The organism is Methylocaldum gracile (assembly GCF_053646815.1).
In genome coordinates this window covers 4290490-4308776 of the sequence record NZ_CM132196.1, presented here as the reverse complement: position 1 = coordinate 4308776, position 18287 = coordinate 4290490, and the positions used below count along the sequence as shown (strand labels likewise).

Sequence of the window (18287 nt, the reverse complement as noted above, 5' to 3'; positions counted from 1 at the left end):
TAAGCACGAATCGCTGTTCCGACGATCCTTTATCCCCCCAGATCGATTGTGCAAAGGATCCGCGTTCAGGGCAACAATCGTTCACATTAAGTCAGCGTCGATCCCGAAACTTCTATGTGGGTAACAGCTTTTTAAAGCTTGGAGTCGTCATAGCGGAACGGGAATCAGGTTCAGCCGAGCGACTTCGTCCAGCAATCTCGGCAAGGCTTCCAGTACGACGGGGCGGCCGTTCCGGTCGCGGGCCGAAGAGCCATCGTGCAGCAGCAAAATATCTCCGCCGCGGAGGTTTTTGGACAAACGCCGCACGATCTTTTGAGGGTCGCCGAACACGGCATCGTAGCCACGGCGTGTCCATGAAACCAAGGTCAGATCCAAGCTGCTCAGCACGGGTTGCAGCCACGGGTTGCGCATGCCGACGGGGGCCCGGAAGTAGCGCGGTGAGGCGCCCGTGAGAGCTGTTAACGCCGCTTGCGCTCGCCCGATTTCCGCCTTGAAACCGCCGACGGCGCTCAAGGCGAAGGTATGCGCATGGCGGTATGTGTGATTTTCGATGCGATGGCCTCGCGATACGATGTCGCGAACCAGTTCCGGATACTTTTCGGCTCTGGCGGCGATGCAAAAAAAGCTGGCTTTGGCTTGGTAACGATCCAACAGATCGAGCACTTTCGGCGTGGTTTCGATGTCGGGTCCGTCGTCGAAGGTCAGTGCGATTTCCTTGCGTTCCGCTCGTTCGGCGGGGAGCCGGGTGAGGTTCGGGCCGAGCAGCGGGCTGGTAGGCCAAAAGCTCGCGCCGAATACGATCGCGTGATTGGCTGCGAGGGCCTCGACGAGCAGCGTCGATCCATCGGGCGCAAGAAGCGCGGCGGACCCGCCGATGACTTGAAAAGCCGCGGAATAGCGCAGAAAAGGCGAGGGAAGCCAGTGGCGGACGGAGTGCATCGGCGTTATGTGTATCGAGTCGGAGAGCAAAGCTTGAGGATTAAAACCGATTTTCTTATCCGTGGGGAGATGCCCGCCGCTTGATCAACGATATTCCGGGGACCTCCATGCTTGCCTGGCCGAGCGGATCAGGCTTACGCTCTCGTCAAGAAGGTCTCGAAGCTTGTCTATATAGAGAAGACCTGCTTTTCCGATTGATAGAAATGAATAGACGAAAACTGATCAAGCTCTTGTTGGGCTTGGCATGTCTGGTGGGGTTCGGTTTGGCGCGGGCGGCGAATTCCGCAGCAGTGATTTTGGACGATTTCGAAACGCTGAGCGGCTGGACCGCCGTGGCCGCGGAAGGCACTCATGTGGAATTGGCTCAGGATACCGGCCGGACCGGCATGGGTCTACGCCTCGATTTCGATTTCAGGGGCGGTACGGGCTTTGTTACCGTGCGCAAGAAGTTCTCCATCCCGCTGCCCGAAAATTACGCATTCACGTTTTATACGCGGGCGGAAGCGCCGGCCAACAATGTCGAGTTTAAGATCATCGACCCCTCCGGGGATAACGTCTGGTGGCGACGGCGCTTCGATTTCAAGTTGCCGGTGGACTGGCAACAGTACCGCGTGAAAAAACGTATGTTCGACTTCGCGTGGGGACCGTCCAATACGCCACTCAAGCAGGTTGGATTCGTCGAGTTCTCGATCACGTCGAGCACCGGCGGCAAGGGATCGATTTGGCTCGACGATTTCCGCTTCGAGAAGCGCGAGCCGATTACCGCCTACAATCTCACGCCCAAAGTCACGGCCTCGACCACCGCCAAGGATCACGACCCGGAGTCGGTGCTGGACGCGAAGCCCGAAACCTCATGGCAAAGCGGCGCGCTCGCGGAAAGCCAGTGGCTGCAGGTCGATTTTCTGAAGCGCCGCGTATATGGCGGCTTGATCATCGAGTGGGACCGCGACGATTACGCCACCGCTTATCAGGTTCGGATTTCCCAAGACGGCAAGCTATGGCAGCCGGTGTACACGGTCAGTCTGGGCAACGGGCGCCGCGATTACATTTATATGCCCGACGCCGAATCCCGCTATTTGCGGCTGGAGTTGCAGAAAAGCAGCCGCGGCCGGGGATACGGCATCAGCTCGCTGACCATAAAACCGTTCGACTTTTCCGCCTCGCCGAACGCATTTTTCGAAACCATTGCCCGTGAAGCGCCCCGCGGTATCTACCCGAAATATTTTTACGGCGAGCAAAGTTATTTCACCGTCATCGGCGCCAACGGCAGCGACAAGGAGGGTTTGCTGAACGAGGAAGGGGCGCTGGAAGTGGATAAGAACGCATTTTCCATCGAACCCTTCTTATACACCAAAGGCAAGCTCGTTACCTGGAACGACGTGTTTCCGGTACAGGAGCTCGAGCGCGGTTATTTGCCCGTGCCCTCGGTGACCTGGCGGTCCGATTCGGTCGAAATGAAGACGACGGCTTTCGCCGCCAGCAAGCCCGGGCAGGCGCTTTATGCGCGCTATCGGGTGGAGAACAACGGCAGCGAGCGTGAGCAGTTGAAGCTCTTGCTCGCGATCCGTCCGTTTCAAGTCAATCCGCCCTGGCAGGCCTTGAATATGGTGGGGGGCGTGGCGCAAATCCACGATATCGCGCTGGACGGGCGAATCATCCGGGTCGACGAGAATCGCTCGGTAATCCCCTTGACCCCGCCTCATCACTTTGGTGCGACGACCTTCGACCAAGGTTCGATTACCGATTTCTTGATGGAAGGCAAGGTGCCGCAGCAGACCGAAGCTCACGACCCCTTCGGCTATGCGTCCGCCGCCTTGGAATACGAGCTGGATTTGCCTCCCGGCGCGTCGCGGGAGATTTATCTGGCGATTCCGTATCAGAATCCGGAGGCCATTCTGGAGGCGGCGAATATAGTGGAGGGGAACGGCAGTGCCTTCGGTCGGGCCCGGTTTCGGGATGCCGTCAACTTCTGGGAGGCCAAGATCGTCCGCGCCGATCTGATCGTTCCGCCCGAGGCGCAAAAGCTTCGGGATACGGTGAGGAGCAATCTGGCCTATATCTTCATCAACCGGGACGGCGCCGCGCTTTATCCCGGTTCTCGCTCCTACGCCCGCTCCTGGATTCGCGACGCGGCCTTGATGTCCGCCGCCTTGCTCGGCATGGGGTATACCGAAGAAGTACGGCACTTCATCGAATGGTATGCCGGGTTCCAGTTTCCCAACGGGAAGATTCCCTGCTGCGTCGATCACAGGGGGCCCGGTAGCGTCCCCGAGAACGACAGCCACGGCGAGTTCATTTACGTTGTCGCCGAATACTACCGTTACACGCGCGATATCGGTTTTGTATACGAGATGTGGCCGACGATCGTGAAATCGGTGCACTATATCGAGCAGTTGCGCAATCAACGGAAGAGCGAAGAGTACAAGTCCTCCGATAAATCGATGTTTTTCGGCATGATGCCCGAATCCATCAGTCACGAAGGTTACAGCGCCCATCCGGTACACTCCTACTGGGACGGCTTTTGGACCTTGCGCGGGCTCAAGGATGCCGCCGACTTGGCCGTGCTGGTCATGGACGAAAACAATGCCGCGCATTTTGACGCTTTGCGGGACGATTTTCGCAGCGACCTGTACCAATCCATCAAGCGCACCATGGCCAAGCACAAGATCGCCTTCATGCCGGGTTCGGCGGAGCTGGGCGATTTCGACGCCACCGCCACGGCCATGGCGGTCGCGGTCGGCGGCGAGCAGACCAATCTTCCGATAGAGGCGCTGAACAAGACCTTCGACAATTTCTACGACTATTTCAACAAGCGGCGCGACGACAAGCTGGAATGGATCGCTTACACGCCGTACGAAGTGCGTACCGTAGAAGCGCTGGTCCGTATGGGGCGGCGCGAGCAGGCGCTGGAGCTGTTGAATTTTCTGCTCAAGGATCAACGTCCCGCCGACTGGAATCACTGGGCGGAGGTCGTCTGGCGCGATCCCAAGCATCCCAAGTTCATAGGCGATATGCCCCATGCCTGGATCGGGGCGGAATTCGTGCGGGCGATGCGCGCTCTGTACGCGTATGAACGTGAAAGCGATCAAGCATTGGTTCTGGCGGCAGGAATTCCGAAAGCGTGGCTGGAGGGTGGCGGCGATGTGGGCGTGAAGCGTTTGCCCACGTGGTATGGAACCTTGAACTATACCTTGCGCCAGGAAGAACCCGATAAATTGCGGCTCGTGCTCTCCGGCGATCTCGCCCTGCCTCCAGGCAAGATCGTTCTCAAGGCACCCGCCGACCAGCCCATCCGGTCGCTTACCGTCAACGGAAAACCGGTCGATACGTTTACCGCCGATCAAGCGGTGATCGGCGAGTTTCCGGCGGAAGTGACGGTGAACTACGGGGCGGCAATTACGCAGCAAGCCAATTGATTTCGATTTTTGACCTAAGGAGTCCGCATGAGCTTCGATCCTAACCAGGCCGGTCTCGATCGACCGAACGATTCGGTCCCGGCGTCGCGCCTTCTGTCCAACGGACGCTACACGGTATTGCTGACATCGGCCGGCACCGGGTTTTCGATGCTTGGCGGCCACGCGCTGTCCCGCTGGAGCGGAGACCGCGTCGAAGACGGCGAGGGATGGTTCATTTACCTCCGGGATTTGGATAGCGGAGACTGGTGGTCGCTCGGTTTGCAGCCGACGGGGATGGAAGCCGATGCACGGACCGCTCGTTACGAGCCGGGCCGGTTTAGGCTTCAGTGCGAGAACAGCGGTATCGAGGCCGTTTTGGATGTGTGCGTCAGCCCGGACGACGATCTGGAGCTGCGCCGAGTCACGCTGCGAAATCGTTCGAATCGGCCCAGACGGATCGAAATCACGAGCTATCTCGAAGTGGTCCTGAATCATCCTGCGGCCGATGCGGCGCACCCGGCTTTCTCCAAGTTGTTCGTGCAAACCGAGTTCGTGGCGGAACGAGAAGCGCTGCTCGCTCGTCGCAGGCCGCGCAGCGCTCATGAGGTTTATCCGTGGTTGGTCGGCGCGGCGTTCGGGCCGGGTGAATTGGAGTACGAGACCGACCGGATGCGCTTCCTCGGCCGGAACCGGACGCCGGCGGAGCCGCAGGCGCTTCGTGAAACACAGCCGCTGTCCGGCGGGATCGGCAACGTGCTCGACCCGGTTTTCGCTCTGCGGCGCTGCTTGGAACTTGCTCCCAACACGCAGGGAGATGTGGTGTTTCTGTTCGGCGCGGCCGAAGACAGGATGCAGGCGCTGAAACTCATCGAGCGTTGCTCGGCGGAAAAAGCGATAAATACTATCTACGCCCGCGCGGCCGAAGGCGAGCGGGAACTCGTCCGGCGGCTCGACATGACCGGAACGGAGGCGGAGTTTTTTCAAGCCCTCGCCGGTGCGTTGCTTTACGGCGATCCGAAGCTTCGGGCTCCGGAGTCGGTGCTGCGGAGCGCCTGCGGTCCTCTTGCGCGGCTCGACCGCTACGGCTTGCCGTTCTACCGGCCGATCGTTCTGGTACGGGCCAGTGACAGTCGCGAGGATTCACGGGTTGCCGAACTCATCAAGGCGCAGCGCTACTGGCTGGCGAAAGGCTTACGTTTCGCGCTGATGATCTTGAGTCCGGACAAGGGGGCCGACTTCGGTGGGTTGGGCGGGCTTGATCAGGACATCTTTATTCGCGCGGAAAAAGACATTGCGCCGGCCGATCTCGAATTGCTGTGCGCCGTTGCGCGCCTGGTGGTCGATGAAAGCGCGCCGTCGCTTCGATCGGAGCTTCCGGTTCCAAGCGCGAGAGCGCGGCGCGCCCTTTTGCCGCCGGAGACGCCGAAACTCAAGGCCGGGCTCGAAGCGCTTCGATTTTTCAACGGATATGGCGGTTTTGCCGCGGACGGCACCGAGTACGTGGTTCGTTTGGATTTGACCGACGGCGAGTTGCAAGGGCCGCCTCTTCCATGGATCAACGTAGTCGCCAATGAACACTTCGGCTTTCTGGTCAGCGAGCGGGGAGCGGGATATACCTGGCATCGGAACAGCCGCGAGCATCGGTTGACGCCTTGGTTCAACGATCCCGTCAGCGATTCGTTCGGCGAAGCGTTATATCTCCGGGACGAGGAAACCGGCGCGTTCTGGTCTCCCTTGCCGGGGCCTTGTTCGGCACCCGCCGCTTACGAGGCGCGCCACGGGTTCGGGTACAGCCGGTTTACCAGCACCTACGATGGTTTGGATCAGGACGTCGTACTGTTTGCGGCCCGCCACGATCCGGTCAAAATTTTCCGATGGCGTCTGACGAATGGGGGCGCTAGCCGCCGCCGCTTGTCGCTGTTTTCATACCAGCGCTTAATTCTGGGCGGAACGCCGTCCGACAGCAGCCGGTTCGTGATCACCCGCCATGATCCGGAGACGTCGGCGCTGTTCGCTATCAATCGCCAAGCCGGAGAGTTTTCCGACGGCGTCGCCTTCGCGGCGGCGGTAGGGCAGCCGGGTGCCATGTATTTCACCGCCGATCGGGAGAGCTTCATCGGGCGGAACGGCAGCCCGGAAGCCCCCGCGGCTTTGCTCGCACGCGCATCGCTCGATGGACGGAATGGCGCTAATCTCGATCCGTGCGCGGCGCTTCAGCTTCAAATCGACTTGGAACCGGGGCAAACCTTCGAATGTGCGTTCCTGCTGGGCGAAACCCTCTCCGAGGACGAATCCCGTTCGATCATCGAGCGATACCGGCAAGGAGGCGCCATCGAGAACGCCTTGGCCGAAGCCCAAGGTTTTTGGCGCGATTTTGTCTCCGGAATCCAAATCGAGACGCCGTCTCCCGAGATCGATCTGATGGTCAACGGCTGGCTGGCATATCAGAACCTGAGCTGCCGGATCTGGGGGCGCTCCGCGTTCTATCAGTCCGGAGGCGCCTTCGGTTACCGCGATCAGCTTCAGGATGCCTCGGCGCTGATCTATCTGCGCCCCGAGCTCACTCGAGCCCAGATTCTGCTTCACGCCGCTCATCAGTTCGTCGAGGGAGACGTGCTTCACTGGTGGCATCCCGAACCCCTGGAGCGGGGATTGCGCACCCGATTTTCCGACGATCTGGTCTGGCTGCCATATGTCACGGCGTTTTATATCCGTCACACCGGCGATTGGAGCGTGCTGGACGAATCCGCGCCGTTTGTGACTGCCCGTTTACTGGCGGAGGGGGAGGACGAGGCTTATCTGAAACCCGACGATGCCGGTCAGGTTGCGGACATCTACGAACATTGCTGTCGAGTGCTGGACCGCTCCCTGACCCGGGGCGCGCACGGTTTGCCCTTGATGGGCACGGGCGACTGGAACGACGGCATGAACCGGGTGGGCCGCGAAGGGCGCGGCGAGAGCGTGTGGATGGGATTCTTTCTTTACCACGTTCTCGAAGAATTCCTGCCCATCTGCGAGAAGCGCGGCGACCAGGCGAGGATCGAAGCTTACCGGGCTTATCGAGAGCATCTTTACCAGGCGCTCAATGACGCGGGATGGGATGGCGACTGGTATCGACGCGCCTACTATGACGACGGTACCCCTTTAGGCACCAAACACGGCGATGAGTGTCGAATCGACGCCTTGGCCCAGGCGTGGGCGGTGATTTCAGGCGCGGCGCCGGCGGAGCGGGCGAATCGAGCTTTGGATGCGGTCGAGGAGCACCTGATCTCCGATCATAATGGTCTCATTCGTTTATTGACGCCGCCCTTCGTCAACACACCGCATGACCCGGGCTACATCAAGGGCTATGTGGCCGGCGTGCGCGAAAACGGCGGGCAATACACCCATGCCGCGTGCTGGGTGGTGCGCGCCGTGGCAGAACTCGGCCGGAACGACCGGGCCGCGCGGCTATTGGAAATGCTCAGCCCGGTGAGCCACGCGCGGACGCAGGAAGAAACCGATGTTTACCGGGTCGAGCCCTACGTAGTCGCCGCCGACGTTTACGGCGAACCGCCGCATGTGGGCCGCGGCGGTTGGACGTGGTACACGGGGTCCGCAGGCTGGATGTACCGTGTCGCCTTGGAATCGATTTTGGGATTTCGGGTGAAGGAGGGCGCTTTCATCGAGCTCAAACCCTGTATACCGGCCGAGTGGCCGGAGTTTGTGATCCGCTATCGGCATCCGGGCAATCCGACGCGCTATACGATCAGGGTAACGAATCCGAATAAAACGCCTCGGCGTGTTCTCAGTGCGGATCTGGACGGACGGCCGATGCCGGTCGAAGGGGAAACGGCACGAATTCCTTTGCTATCGGACGGGCGGTCTCACGACGTTGTCGTGATCTTAGGCTAATGCCTGCGCCAGGCTGCGAATCAGGCATATGGCGGCTTCCTCGACGGTGCGGCCGAACGCGATGACGCCGTCTTCATGGCCACCCATGGCGATGACCGGGCTTTTCGAAGTTCGAACCAGAAACCCGACCTCATGGGCCATCTCCGGCGTGCCGTAACCGACTTGCCGGTCAGTCACGGGAATGGCCAAGGCTTCGGCCTTTTCCCATAATTCGGGCGAGTGGACATGCAGTACGCAATCGATCCCGCTTCCGCTTTGGTAAACCGCAGCATGGGTCAGGGCTTCGGAAGAGGGCGCTATCGGTCCTTCGGCGATGATGAGGTTTTGCTCCAGATCGAATCCGGTGACGAGACAGTAATGTTCGCTAGTGAGCTTGGGCTTGCCGCCGGTCTGCGTTCCGCTGATAAGGAAGGCGGTTTCACCGCGGCGAAGGCTGACGTTGCCGTAGGCCAGGCCGTCATACCGACGAGAGTCCTGCCCGGTGAGTCCGAGACGATAGAGGATGGTCCGCCAGGCATTCAGTTCGGCGACGATTTCCGAATCTACCGGCGGAGCCGTCGTGTAATCGAGGCGATACTTGACGACGCCTTCTCTGTCCTGTTTCTGATCCATCTTTAAATCCATAGCCTTGGCCGAACATATTTATTACTACAGGCCGGACGAAAAAGCGAAAAACGGCAAAATCCGCTATGCGTCCAAAGAACGAACAGATGAAAAAATATTCGCGCGTTTTATAATAGAAAGCTTGCATCCGATCGGCGGGGCGAGTTTTTGGATCGAATCTTGAAGGGAAGCGGGACCGAGCCGGAAATTCCTCGGCAAACGGAGTATAATCCGGGCAGATTTTATGTGCGAATGTGGCGAAATTGGTAGACGCGCTGGATTTAGGTTCCAGTGGGGCAACCCTTGAGAGTTCGAGTCTCTCCATTCGCACCAAATGTTCAGTAAGCACCAAGAAGCCAAGCTTCCTAGCATAAATATCCGATTACGGATATCAGAGTTCGGCGCATCAGCCAGCAATTTAGGCGATTGTGCTTTTCGAGCCAGTCCCTCCGATACTTTTTTCCATTCTTGAGGTAACAGCGACATGCAAGTTTCTGTCGAAACGACATCTGAATTGAGCCGGAAAATGACCGTACAGGTGCCGGAAGAAGAGATCCAGGAAAAAATAGCCTCACGCCTCAAAACTTTGGCGAACAAGGTCAAGATCGACGGTTTCCGTCCCGGCAAAGTGCCTCAAAGTCTGGTAAAAAAGCGCTATGGACAGCAGGTCCGGGAGGAGGTCCTTTCGGATCTGATCCAATCGAGCTTTTATGAAGCCGTCCGGGAGGAGAGGCTCAAACCAGCGGGAGTGCCGCAGATCACCGCTCGCCGAGTCGACGAGGGCAGTGGGCTGGAATATGAAGCGAGCTTCGAAGTGATGCCGGAGTTCGTGCTGATGCCGTTGGAGACATTGGAGGTCAAGCGGTTCGTTTCGGAAGTGACCGAGCCGGATATCGATGCCATGATCGAACGTCTCAGAGAGCAGCGGAAGAGCTGGCAAGAGGTCGAGCGCGCGGCGGCAACGGGGGATCGTGTTACGATCGCCTTTGAAGGCAAGATCGGCGATGAGTCGTTTACCGACGGAAAAGTTGAGAATCTGCCCGTTGTCCTGGGCACGAACCAAATGATTCCGGGATTCGAAGATAAGTTGGTCGGCGCAGTGGCCGGGTCGACGCTCGAATTCGAATTGCCGTTTCCGGCCGACTACCCCAACCAAAAGCTGGCCGGCAACACGGCGCAATTTGCCATCGAGCCGCTGAAAGTCGAAGAAAGCTTATTGCCCGAGGTGGACGCGGAATTCGCAAAATCCTACGGCATCGAGGAAGGTGGCGTGGAAGCTTTCCGCAGCGATATCCGCGCTAACATGGAGCGCGAGATGAAGCGGGCGCTGCAGACGAGAACGAAATCCTCGGTGATGGATGCTCTGTTCGCCAAGAATGCGATTGCTCTGCCCAACGCCTTAATCCAAGATGAGCTTGAGCATTTGTTGGCGCCCTACCGGCAAGCGGCCCAGAAAAGGCGGCAGGATCTCGATGAAGCCAAGCTGAAGGAGCAGCTAGAGCCAGTGGCGAGACGAAGAGTCGCCTTGGCGCTGATCCTCGGGAAGATCATTGAAACTAATAATCTTGTCGTGGATCAAAAGCGGGTGCGTTCGACCGTCGACGAATTGGCCGCGAGTTATGAGAGCCCGGAAGACGTGGTGCGCTGGTACTACGCCGAGCCGGAGCGGCTTCGCGAAGTGGAAAACGTGGTCATGGAGGATCAGGTGGTGGATTTGGTATTGGACAAGGCAAAGGTGACCGAGGAAAAGATCGCGTTTCAAGAGTTGATGCAGCAGGTTACCGGCAGTTCCTCACAAGCGGCGTAACTTTAACCCGAGAGATCTCATGATGTTTACCGGCGATTTTGATAAAACCGTCAATACTCGGGCGACGGGGTTGGTGCCCGTCGTTATCGAGCAGTCGGCGCGTGGCGAACGGGCGTTCGATATCTATTCCCGCTTGCTCAAGGAACGGGTGGTTTTTCTGGTTGGGCAGGTCGAAGACTACATGGCCAACCTGATCATCGCTCAACTGCTCTTTCTGGAATCGGAAAATCCGGACAAGGACATCCATCTTTATATCAATTCTCCCGGCGGCATAGTCACCTCGGGACTGGCGATTTACGATACCATGCAGTTCATCAAACCCGACGTCAGCACCCTGTGCATCGGTCAGGCGGCTAGCATGGGAGCGTTGCTGCTGGCGGGCGGCGCGCCCGGCAAGAGATATTGTCTGCCCCATTCGCGAGTCATGATCCATCAGCCTTTGGGCGGCTTCCAGGGACAGGCCAGCGACATTGACATTCATGCCCGCGAAATTCTCGCGACCCGCGACAGACTGAATCGAATATTGGCGAAACATACAGGTCAGCCGTTGGAACGAATTCAAGTCGATACCGATCGTGATAATTTCATGAGTGGAGAAGACGCAGCGCAATATGGTCTAATCGACAAGGTGCTCGCTAGCCGAGAACCGGGTTCTAGCGGTTAAACGCATTGGAATTCGAGTTCGAAGGACTAGTGGACGTATGCCGGTAGCGGTTGGTTCGCGTAGGTTGCTACAACAGTCATCTGACGAATAAGAGGTTTGCGATGAGTGATGATAAGCACGGCAAAGACGGGGGCGGGAAACTTCTTTACTGCTCGTTTTGCGGAAAAAGCCAGCATGAGGTCAGAAAGCTCATTGCCGGTCCGGCTGTGTTCGTCTGTGACGAATGTGTCGAGTTGTGCAACGATATTATTCGCGAGGAGCTTCAGGAAAATGTTGCCGCTAGCGTAGATAAGTTGCCCAAACCGAAAGAGATCAAGGCCGTACTCGACGAGTATGTCATTGGCCAGGAGAAAGCCAAGAGGATCTTGTCGGTTGCGGTCTACAACCACTATAAGCGGCTCCGGGTGCATAACCACCTGAAGAAGAACGATGTCGAACTGGCCAAGAGCAATATCCTCTTGATCGGCCCAACCGGATCGGGAAAGACCTTGCTTGCCGAGACGCTCGCCCGGCTGTTGGACGTGCCGTTCACGATCGCCGACGCGACGACGCTGACCGAGGCGGGTTACGTCGGGGAAGATGTCGAAAACATCATCCAAAAGATCTTGCAGAAATGCGATTACGACGTGGAGAAGGCCGAGTCCGGTATCGTCTATATCGACGAGATCGATAAGATTTCCCGTAAGTCGGATAATCCCTCGATCACCCGCGACGTGTCCGGTGAAGGTGTGCAGCAGGCTCTGCTGAAGTTGATCGAGGGCACTGTGGCCTCGGTACCGCCACAAGGCGGACGCAAACACCCTCAGCAAGAATTTTTGCAGGTCAATACGGCGAATATCCTCTTCATCTGCGGCGGAGCGTTCGCCGGACTGGAAAAAATCATTCGTTCACGCTCCGAAAAGGGCGGCATCGGTTTTTCCGCGGAGGTCAAGACCAAGGACGAACGCCGCAATGTCGGCGAAGTTTTGGCGGACGTGGAGGCGGAGGACCTGATCAAATACGGCCTGATTCCGGAGTTTGTCGGTCGTTTGCCGGTGGTGGCGACTCTGGAAGAATTGGATGAGCAGGCATTGGTTCAAATTCTGACCGAACCGAAAAATGCTCTGGTCAAACAATACAAGAAGTTGTTCGAGATGGAGGGTTGCGATCTGGAGATTCGCGAGGACGCCTTGCGGGTGATCGCGCGAAGGGCAATGGAACGGAAAACCGGCGCACGCGGTCTGCGAACGATTCTCGAACACGTGTTGCTGGATACGATGTACGAATTGCCTTCCGCCGAACATGTTTCCAAAGTTGTGATCGATGAAAAGGTTATTCGCGGCGAATCGGACCCGTATCTGATTTATCAAACCGAAGAAAAGCACTGTGCTTCGGTAGAGTGAAATATCTTCCGAGTGCTATCGATGCCTTGCGGCGAGCGGGCGTCGGTAGCCGATTCAGGGTTTTGTTATGCGGCCAATTTTCAGATCTTGATCGATGGCCGAACTTCACTGTCTGACTAATGGCTGATAGCTTCTCAGTCTTAAAGCTCGTTAGGGCAGCCTTCAAGTTGAATTTGCGTTCTTGCTCGCCTGTCGGCACAAACACCTGTTTGCATTCACTGATCCTAATGGTAGCGGTCGCTTATTTCAGCGCGTAAGCGTCACCGCGCATTGATCTACGCATTTTGTATAGAAAATCGTTCGGATTCGGGAATCTCGACGATACATTCGCATCTAAGTAGTTTTTCGTACTTACCCGGACGGGATCGCAGAATTTTTGCTGATCTCTTCATCTGAAGTTTTTGGCCAAATCAAATAGTCCCCGATTTTATCGGGCTTAGTCTTGTTTTTTGCCCGAAGCTTACCTATATACTCAGTAACAACGCGTACTCACTAATATCCATGGGTGGCTAATGGAAAATACCTCGCTTGAAAATCGTGCAAAGCCGGAAAAGATGGTACCGGTGCTTCCCTTACGGGACGTCGTAGTCTATCCCCACATGGTCATACCGCTCTTCGTCGGCAGAGAGAAGTCGATTCTGGCCCTAGACTCTGCCATGCGGGACAACAAACAAATCTTGCTCGTAGCGCAGAAAGAAGCCGAACTGGATGATCCCAGCTTCGATGACCTGTACCAGATCGGCACTTTATCCAACATCCTGCAATTGCTGAAGCTTCCGGACGGCACTGTGAAAGTGCTCGTCGAGGGTAGCGAGCGCTGCAACGTCGATAAGTACCGTGTCGCCGACAAGCACTACGTAGCCGTAGTTTCGCCGCAGCTGGACGAGATCAACATCACCGATCAAGAAATCGATGTGTTGATGCGCACCGCCATCAACACCTTCGATCATTACGTCAAGCTCAATAAGCGGATACCGCCCGAAGTGTTGAATTCGCTTGCCGGCATCGACGACCCGAGCCGGTTGGCGGATACCATCGCCGCACATATGACCATCAAAATCGAAGACAAGCAGTCGATTCTGGAGATGAGCGATGTGACGGCCAGGTTGGAGCGTTTGATGACGCTCATGGAAGGCGAGGTGGATATGCTGGAGATGGAGAAGCGTATCCGCGGGCGGGTCAAGCAGCAGATGGAAAAAAATCAGCGCGAGTATTACTTGAACGAGCAAATGAAGGCCATCCAGAAGGAGTTGGGGGAAATGGACGATGTGCCGAACGAATTCGAGGAGCTATCGCGCAAAATCGAAAAGGCCGGCATGCCTGAGGCGGCTCGTACCAAAGCCGAGACGGAGTTGAACAAGCTCAAGTTGATGTCGCCGATGTCTGCCGAGGCTACGGTAGTCAGGAATTACGTCGACTGGATGGTCAACATGCCGTGGAAGAAGCGCACCAAGATCAGTCACGACTTGCAGCGTGCCGAAGAAATTTTAGAAACCGAGCACTACGGTTTGGAGAAAGTCAAAGAGCGTATCCTCGAGTATCTGGCCGTTCAGCAGCGCGTCAAGAAACTAAAAGGCCCAATATTGTGCTTGGTTGGACCGCCCGGTGTGGGCAAGACTTCGCTCGGTCAGTCGATTGCTCGAGCGACCAACCGGAAGTACGTTCGCATGGCCTTGGGCGGGGTTCGTGACGAGGCCGAAATTCGCGGCCATCGCAGAACTTACATTGGCTCGATGCCGGGTAAAATCCTGCAGAACCTTTCCAAGGTAAAGACCCGCAATCCGATGTTCATGCTCGACGAGATCGACAAGATGGCGATGGATTTCCGCGGTGATCCTGCTGCCGCATTGTTGGAAGTTTTGGACCCGGAGCAGAACCATACTTTCAACGACCATTACTTGGAGGTCGATTTCGATTTGTCCGAAGTAATGTTCATTGCAACGGCGAACACTTTGAATATCCCGGCGCCGCTTCTGGACCGCATGGAAGTGATCCGCATCGCTGGCTACACCGAGGATGAGAAAGTCAACATCGCCATGCGCTATCTGATTCCAAAGCAGGTCAAGAACAACGGGCTTAAGGACAGCGAAATTCATATCACCGAATCGGCGGTTCGAGATATTATCCGCTTCTATACTCGAGAAGCCGGTGTTCGTAGCCTTGAGCGCGAAATAGCCAAGATTTGCCGCAAGGTCGTCAAGAGCTTGGTCCTCAAACCGAGCACCAAGAAACTGAACGTGACTCATCGTAACGTGGATGACTTTTTGGGCGTCAGGCGTTATCGCTACGGACGAGCCGAGGAGAAGGACCAGGTCGGGCAGGTTACCGGCCTGGCCTGGACCGAGGTGGGAGGCGAGCTTCTTACCATCGAATCGGTCGTTATGCCCGGAACCGGCAAGCAAACCTATACCGGAAAACTCGGCGAGGTCATGCAGGAGTCGATACAAACCGCTGTCACGGTAGCCCGGAGCCGAGCAGAAACGCTGGGTATCGATCCGGCGTTTTATCAGAAGCACGATGTGCATATACACGTGCCGGAAGGGGCCACGCCCAAAGACGGTCCCAGCGCCGGTATCGGTATGTGCACGGCTTTGGTTTCCGCATTGACTCAAATCCCTGTGAGATCGGACGTTGCCATGACGGGCGAGATCACGCTTCGCGGGGAGGTTTTGCCCATCGGAGGGCTAAAGGAGAAACTGTTGGCGGCGCATCGGGGCGGTATTTCGACCGTCTTGATTCCGCAGGAAAACGAGAAGGACTTGGCTGAGATTCCAAAGAACATTAAGCAGGATCTCAAAATCGTCGCGGTTCGCTCTATCGATCAAGTCCTCGAGACCGCACTAAAACACATGCCGGAACCGTTGAAACCGCCGGTTACTCCCGAATCCGAGGGTGTGACTAAATCGACGGGTACGGCAGGCATGATCGTTGCTCATTAGTCCTAATTGGAGGGAGTTGCTTTTTGCGTGTTCAGAGAAATGCGACGGATCGCTAAAATTCGCTGAATCCCAGACGCTATGCGGCTTGACAGTGCTTTTTGTCTACTGCTACATTTCGGCCGGCGAGTTCACGCGTAGCCAACAGCATATAGGAATGGACGAAGTCTTGCGGCCATGTGAAGAACTTAGATTCAACATCATCGATCAAAGGGGGAAAGAATGAATAAAGCGGAACTAATTGATGCGATCGCTAAGTCGGCGGACCTGACGAAGGCCGATGCCGGGCGCGCACTCGACGGTATGATTGACGCTATCACGATAGCTTTAAAAAACGGCGAAACCGTTTCACTCGTGGGTTTTGGTTCCTTTGGGGTTAAAGAGCGTGCCGAGCGTCAAGGCCGTAATCCGCAGACGGGAAACACGATTACCATCAAAGCTGCAAAAATTCCCTCATTCAAGGCTGGTAAAGCACTTAAAGATGCTGTAAGCTAGTCGACTCTTTCGGGTGCTTAGCTCAGCTGGGAGAGCATCGCCCTTACAAGGCGAGGGTCGTAGGTTCGATCCCTACAGCACCCACCATAAATTGGAGCGGTAGTTCAGTTGGTCAGAATACCGGCCTGTCACGCCGGGGGTCGCGGGTTCGAGCCCCGTCCGCTCCGCCAAATTTCAAAAAACCCGCGCCCCTGAGGCAGCGGGTTTTTTTTTGAGGGCAGGGGGCTGCCTGTCTTTTCGTTTAATGATTGCTCTTAAAGCCGTATCAGGTTCTGCATATGCTTCAAGCGATTCGTGATCGTGCCCAAGGTATCTTCGCATGGGTAATGTTGATTCTTGTCGGTGTGCCGTTCGCTCTATGGGGAATTCAGAATTATCTGGATTCCGGCAAGGAGCAGCCACTGGCTGTCGTCGGTGACAGGGATATTTTTGAGCGCGAGGTAAACCAGGCCTATCAGCAGAGTCTTGCGAATCTGGTGGGTTTGGCGGAGGTCGACGATAGGCAGCTCAAACATGAAGCTTTAGAGCGGCTGATTCGAGAAGAAATCATTGCGCAAAATGCGGAGGCTAAGGACCTTGCCGTCAGCGACAGCGCCGTGCGCGACTTCATCCAGACGCTCCCTTATTTTCAAACCGAAGGCAAGTTTGATAAGGAAAAATACAACATCATGCTGTCATCTCAGGGCTTGAGTTCTGCCCAATTCGTTGCGCAGGTCAGAAGAGCTTTGTTGATGGAGCAATACCAGCGCGGATTGCTTGACAGCGCATTTGTAACCCCGAATCAAATCGCTTCGCTCTTTCGGCTCAGAAATCAGGAGCGTGAGGTCGAATATCTCAAAATACCTTTGAAGAAATCGGCTCGCACTATTTCCGATGCGGAAATCGAAGATTACTATCGGAAACATCTTCAGGCTTACCAAAATCCCGAGCGTGTATCGATCGAGTACATCGCCGTTCGTCTTGACGATATCGCGAAGGAGACCCAAGTCACCGAAGACGACCTGCGCAATCTGTATGAAGAGCAGAAGTCTGGTTTCGCGTCCGAAGAAAGGCGCAAGGTCAGCCATATCCTAGTCGCGGTCGATTCGGAAGGCGGTGAAGCCGCCGAGCAGGCGGCTTTGGCCAAGATCAATCAGATTCAAGACCGTTTGGCTAAGGGCGAAGATTTCGCTAAGGCCGCAAAGGAAACGTCGGATGACCCGGTATCCGCTCAGAACGGCGGCGACTTGGGTTTCATTACCAAGGGGGCCATGGAGCAAAATTTTGCCGATGCGGCATTTGCTTTGAAGCAGGGTGAGTTATCCAAGCCTGTCAAAACATCTTTCGGCTATCACTTGATCAAAGTAACCGAGTTGTCTCCGGCTAAGGTCAAGCCATTCGAGGAAGTAAAAGACGAACTGCTGAAAACGTTCCAGCGCAATGCGGCAGAAAACAAGTTTTACGAACAGGGACAAACGCTGACGGAGCTCAGCTATGAACATCCCGACAGTCTGGAGCCGGCCGCGAAAGCCCTCAATCTGAAAATCGAGAGCACCGGATACTTTACGCGTGAGGCAGGAGACGGTATCGCCGCCGAGTCCACGGTAAGAGCAGCCGCGTTCAGTGAGGACGTTCTGAACGGACGGAACAGCGATCCGGTCGAATTGGGGAGCGAGAAAGCAGTCGTTTTGCGGATAAAAGACCATCAACCGGCGTCCGATAAGCCCCTCGCAGAAGTGAAGGAAGATATCGTTGGCAAATTACGTGCCGAGGACGCAAGACAGGAGACCCGCAAGCAAGCGGAAGAACTTTTGCGCCAAGCGCAGCAGGGTGCTCCGCTTACGGGTTTGGCCAAAGAGCACGGTATGCAGGTTTCCAAGGAGTCGAATCTGCGCCGCGATGCAAAAAATGTACCGCCAGTGCTGACGAATGCCGTATTCAAGGCTGCTCGACCGTCAGCCGAGCAGCCCGTTATCTCAACGGTGGAACTTGAAAACGGCGATCAAGTCGTCTTTAAGCTGATCGCCGTCAAGGATGGCGCTTCGCAAGGAGATCCCAAGGAAGCGGACGCTGCTCGCCAGTTCCTCGCCAAAAACGCCGCGCAGCGCGAATTTTCGTCCTTTGTGGCACAATTACGTGAACTCGCCGATGTTTACGTCAAGCCCGAGGCTGAAAACTGATCCGGATCGATTC

General features: G+C 56.4%; 10 protein-coding genes and 3 tRNA genes. 11 read left to right on the top strand and 2 right to left on the bottom strand.

Annotated elements, in window-relative coordinates:
* Positions 1–147: 147 nt before the first annotated feature.
* A complete protein-coding gene (locus tag ACWJJK_RS19120; protein WP_086135094.1) occupies positions 148–939 on the bottom strand; it encodes a polysaccharide deacetylase family protein in 792 nt (263 codons plus the stop codon).
* 203 nt (positions 940–1142) lie between these two features.
* On the opposite strand from ACWJJK_RS19120, the gene ACWJJK_RS19115 reads away from it, so the two are divergent.
* Both ACWJJK_RS19115 and ACWJJK_RS19110 read left to right on the top strand, forming a co-directional pair.
* The gene (locus ACWJJK_RS19115) at positions 1143–4355 is read left to right on the top strand and encodes a discoidin domain-containing protein (RefSeq protein WP_454128383.1); all 3213 of its coding nucleotides are present in this window, start codon (positions 1143–1145) and stop codon (positions 4353–4355) included.
* 27 nt (positions 4356–4382) lie between these two features.
* Complete coding sequence (locus ACWJJK_RS19110; protein ID WP_156879732.1) at positions 4383–8228, top strand: GH36-type glycosyl hydrolase domain-containing protein; 3846 nt, start codon at positions 4383–4385, stop codon at positions 8226–8228.
* On the opposite strand, the gene ACWJJK_RS19105 is transcribed toward ACWJJK_RS19110, so the two are convergent.
* Positions 8220–8840, bottom strand: a complete 621-nt coding sequence (locus ACWJJK_RS19105; protein WP_156879731.1) for a class II aldolase/adducin family protein — start codon at positions 8838–8840, stop codon at positions 8220–8222. The two genes, ACWJJK_RS19110 and ACWJJK_RS19105, sit on opposite strands and share 9 nt — an antisense overlap.
* Positions 8841–9079: 239 nt before the next feature.
* On the opposite strand from ACWJJK_RS19105, the gene ACWJJK_RS19100 reads away from it, so the two are divergent.
* The 9 genes from ACWJJK_RS19100 to ACWJJK_RS19060 all read left to right on the top strand — a co-directional run bounded on the left by ACWJJK_RS19100 (position 9080) and on the right by ACWJJK_RS19060 (position 18274).
* Positions 9080–9164 (top strand) — tRNA-Leu (locus ACWJJK_RS19100).
* A gap of 151 nt (positions 9165–9315) precedes the next feature.
* On the top strand, positions 9316–10638 hold the full coding sequence (tig, locus tag ACWJJK_RS19095) for a trigger factor (protein WP_077731464.1): 1323 nt from the start codon (positions 9316–9318) through the stop codon (positions 10636–10638).
* 19 nt (positions 10639–10657) lie between these two features.
* The gene (clpP, locus tag ACWJJK_RS19090; protein WP_077731465.1) at positions 10658–11302 is read left to right on the top strand and encodes an ATP-dependent Clp endopeptidase proteolytic subunit ClpP; all 645 of its coding nucleotides are present in this window, start codon (positions 10658–10660) and stop codon (positions 11300–11302) included.
* 101 nt (positions 11303–11403) lie between these two features.
* Positions 11404–12684, top strand: a complete 1281-nt coding sequence (gene clpX, locus ACWJJK_RS19085; protein WP_077731466.1) for an ATP-dependent Clp protease ATP-binding subunit ClpX — start codon at positions 11404–11406, stop codon at positions 12682–12684.
* A gap of 512 nt (positions 12685–13196) precedes the next feature.
* Positions 13197–15623 carry an endopeptidase La gene (lon, locus tag ACWJJK_RS19080; protein ID WP_086135098.1) on the top strand — a complete coding sequence of 809 codons (2427 nt, stop codon included), beginning with the start codon at positions 13197–13199 and terminating at the stop codon, positions 15621–15623.
* A gap of 219 nt (positions 15624–15842) precedes the next feature.
* On the top strand, positions 15843–16115 hold the full coding sequence (locus tag ACWJJK_RS19075) for an HU family DNA-binding protein (protein ID WP_077731468.1): 273 nt from the start codon (positions 15843–15845) through the stop codon (positions 16113–16115).
* 11 nt (positions 16116–16126) lie between these two features.
* A tRNA-Val gene (locus ACWJJK_RS19070) sits at positions 16127–16202 on the top strand.
* A 6-nt stretch (positions 16203–16208) separates the two neighbouring features.
* Positions 16209–16285, top strand: a tRNA-Asp gene (locus tag ACWJJK_RS19065).
* Positions 16286–16393: 108 nt separating this feature from the next.
* Positions 16394–18274: a SurA N-terminal domain-containing protein gene (locus ACWJJK_RS19060; RefSeq protein ID WP_156879730.1), complete on the top strand. Its 1881-nt coding sequence runs from the start codon at positions 16394–16396 to the stop codon at positions 18272–18274.
* The last annotated feature ends 13 nt before the right edge of the window (positions 18275–18287 follow it).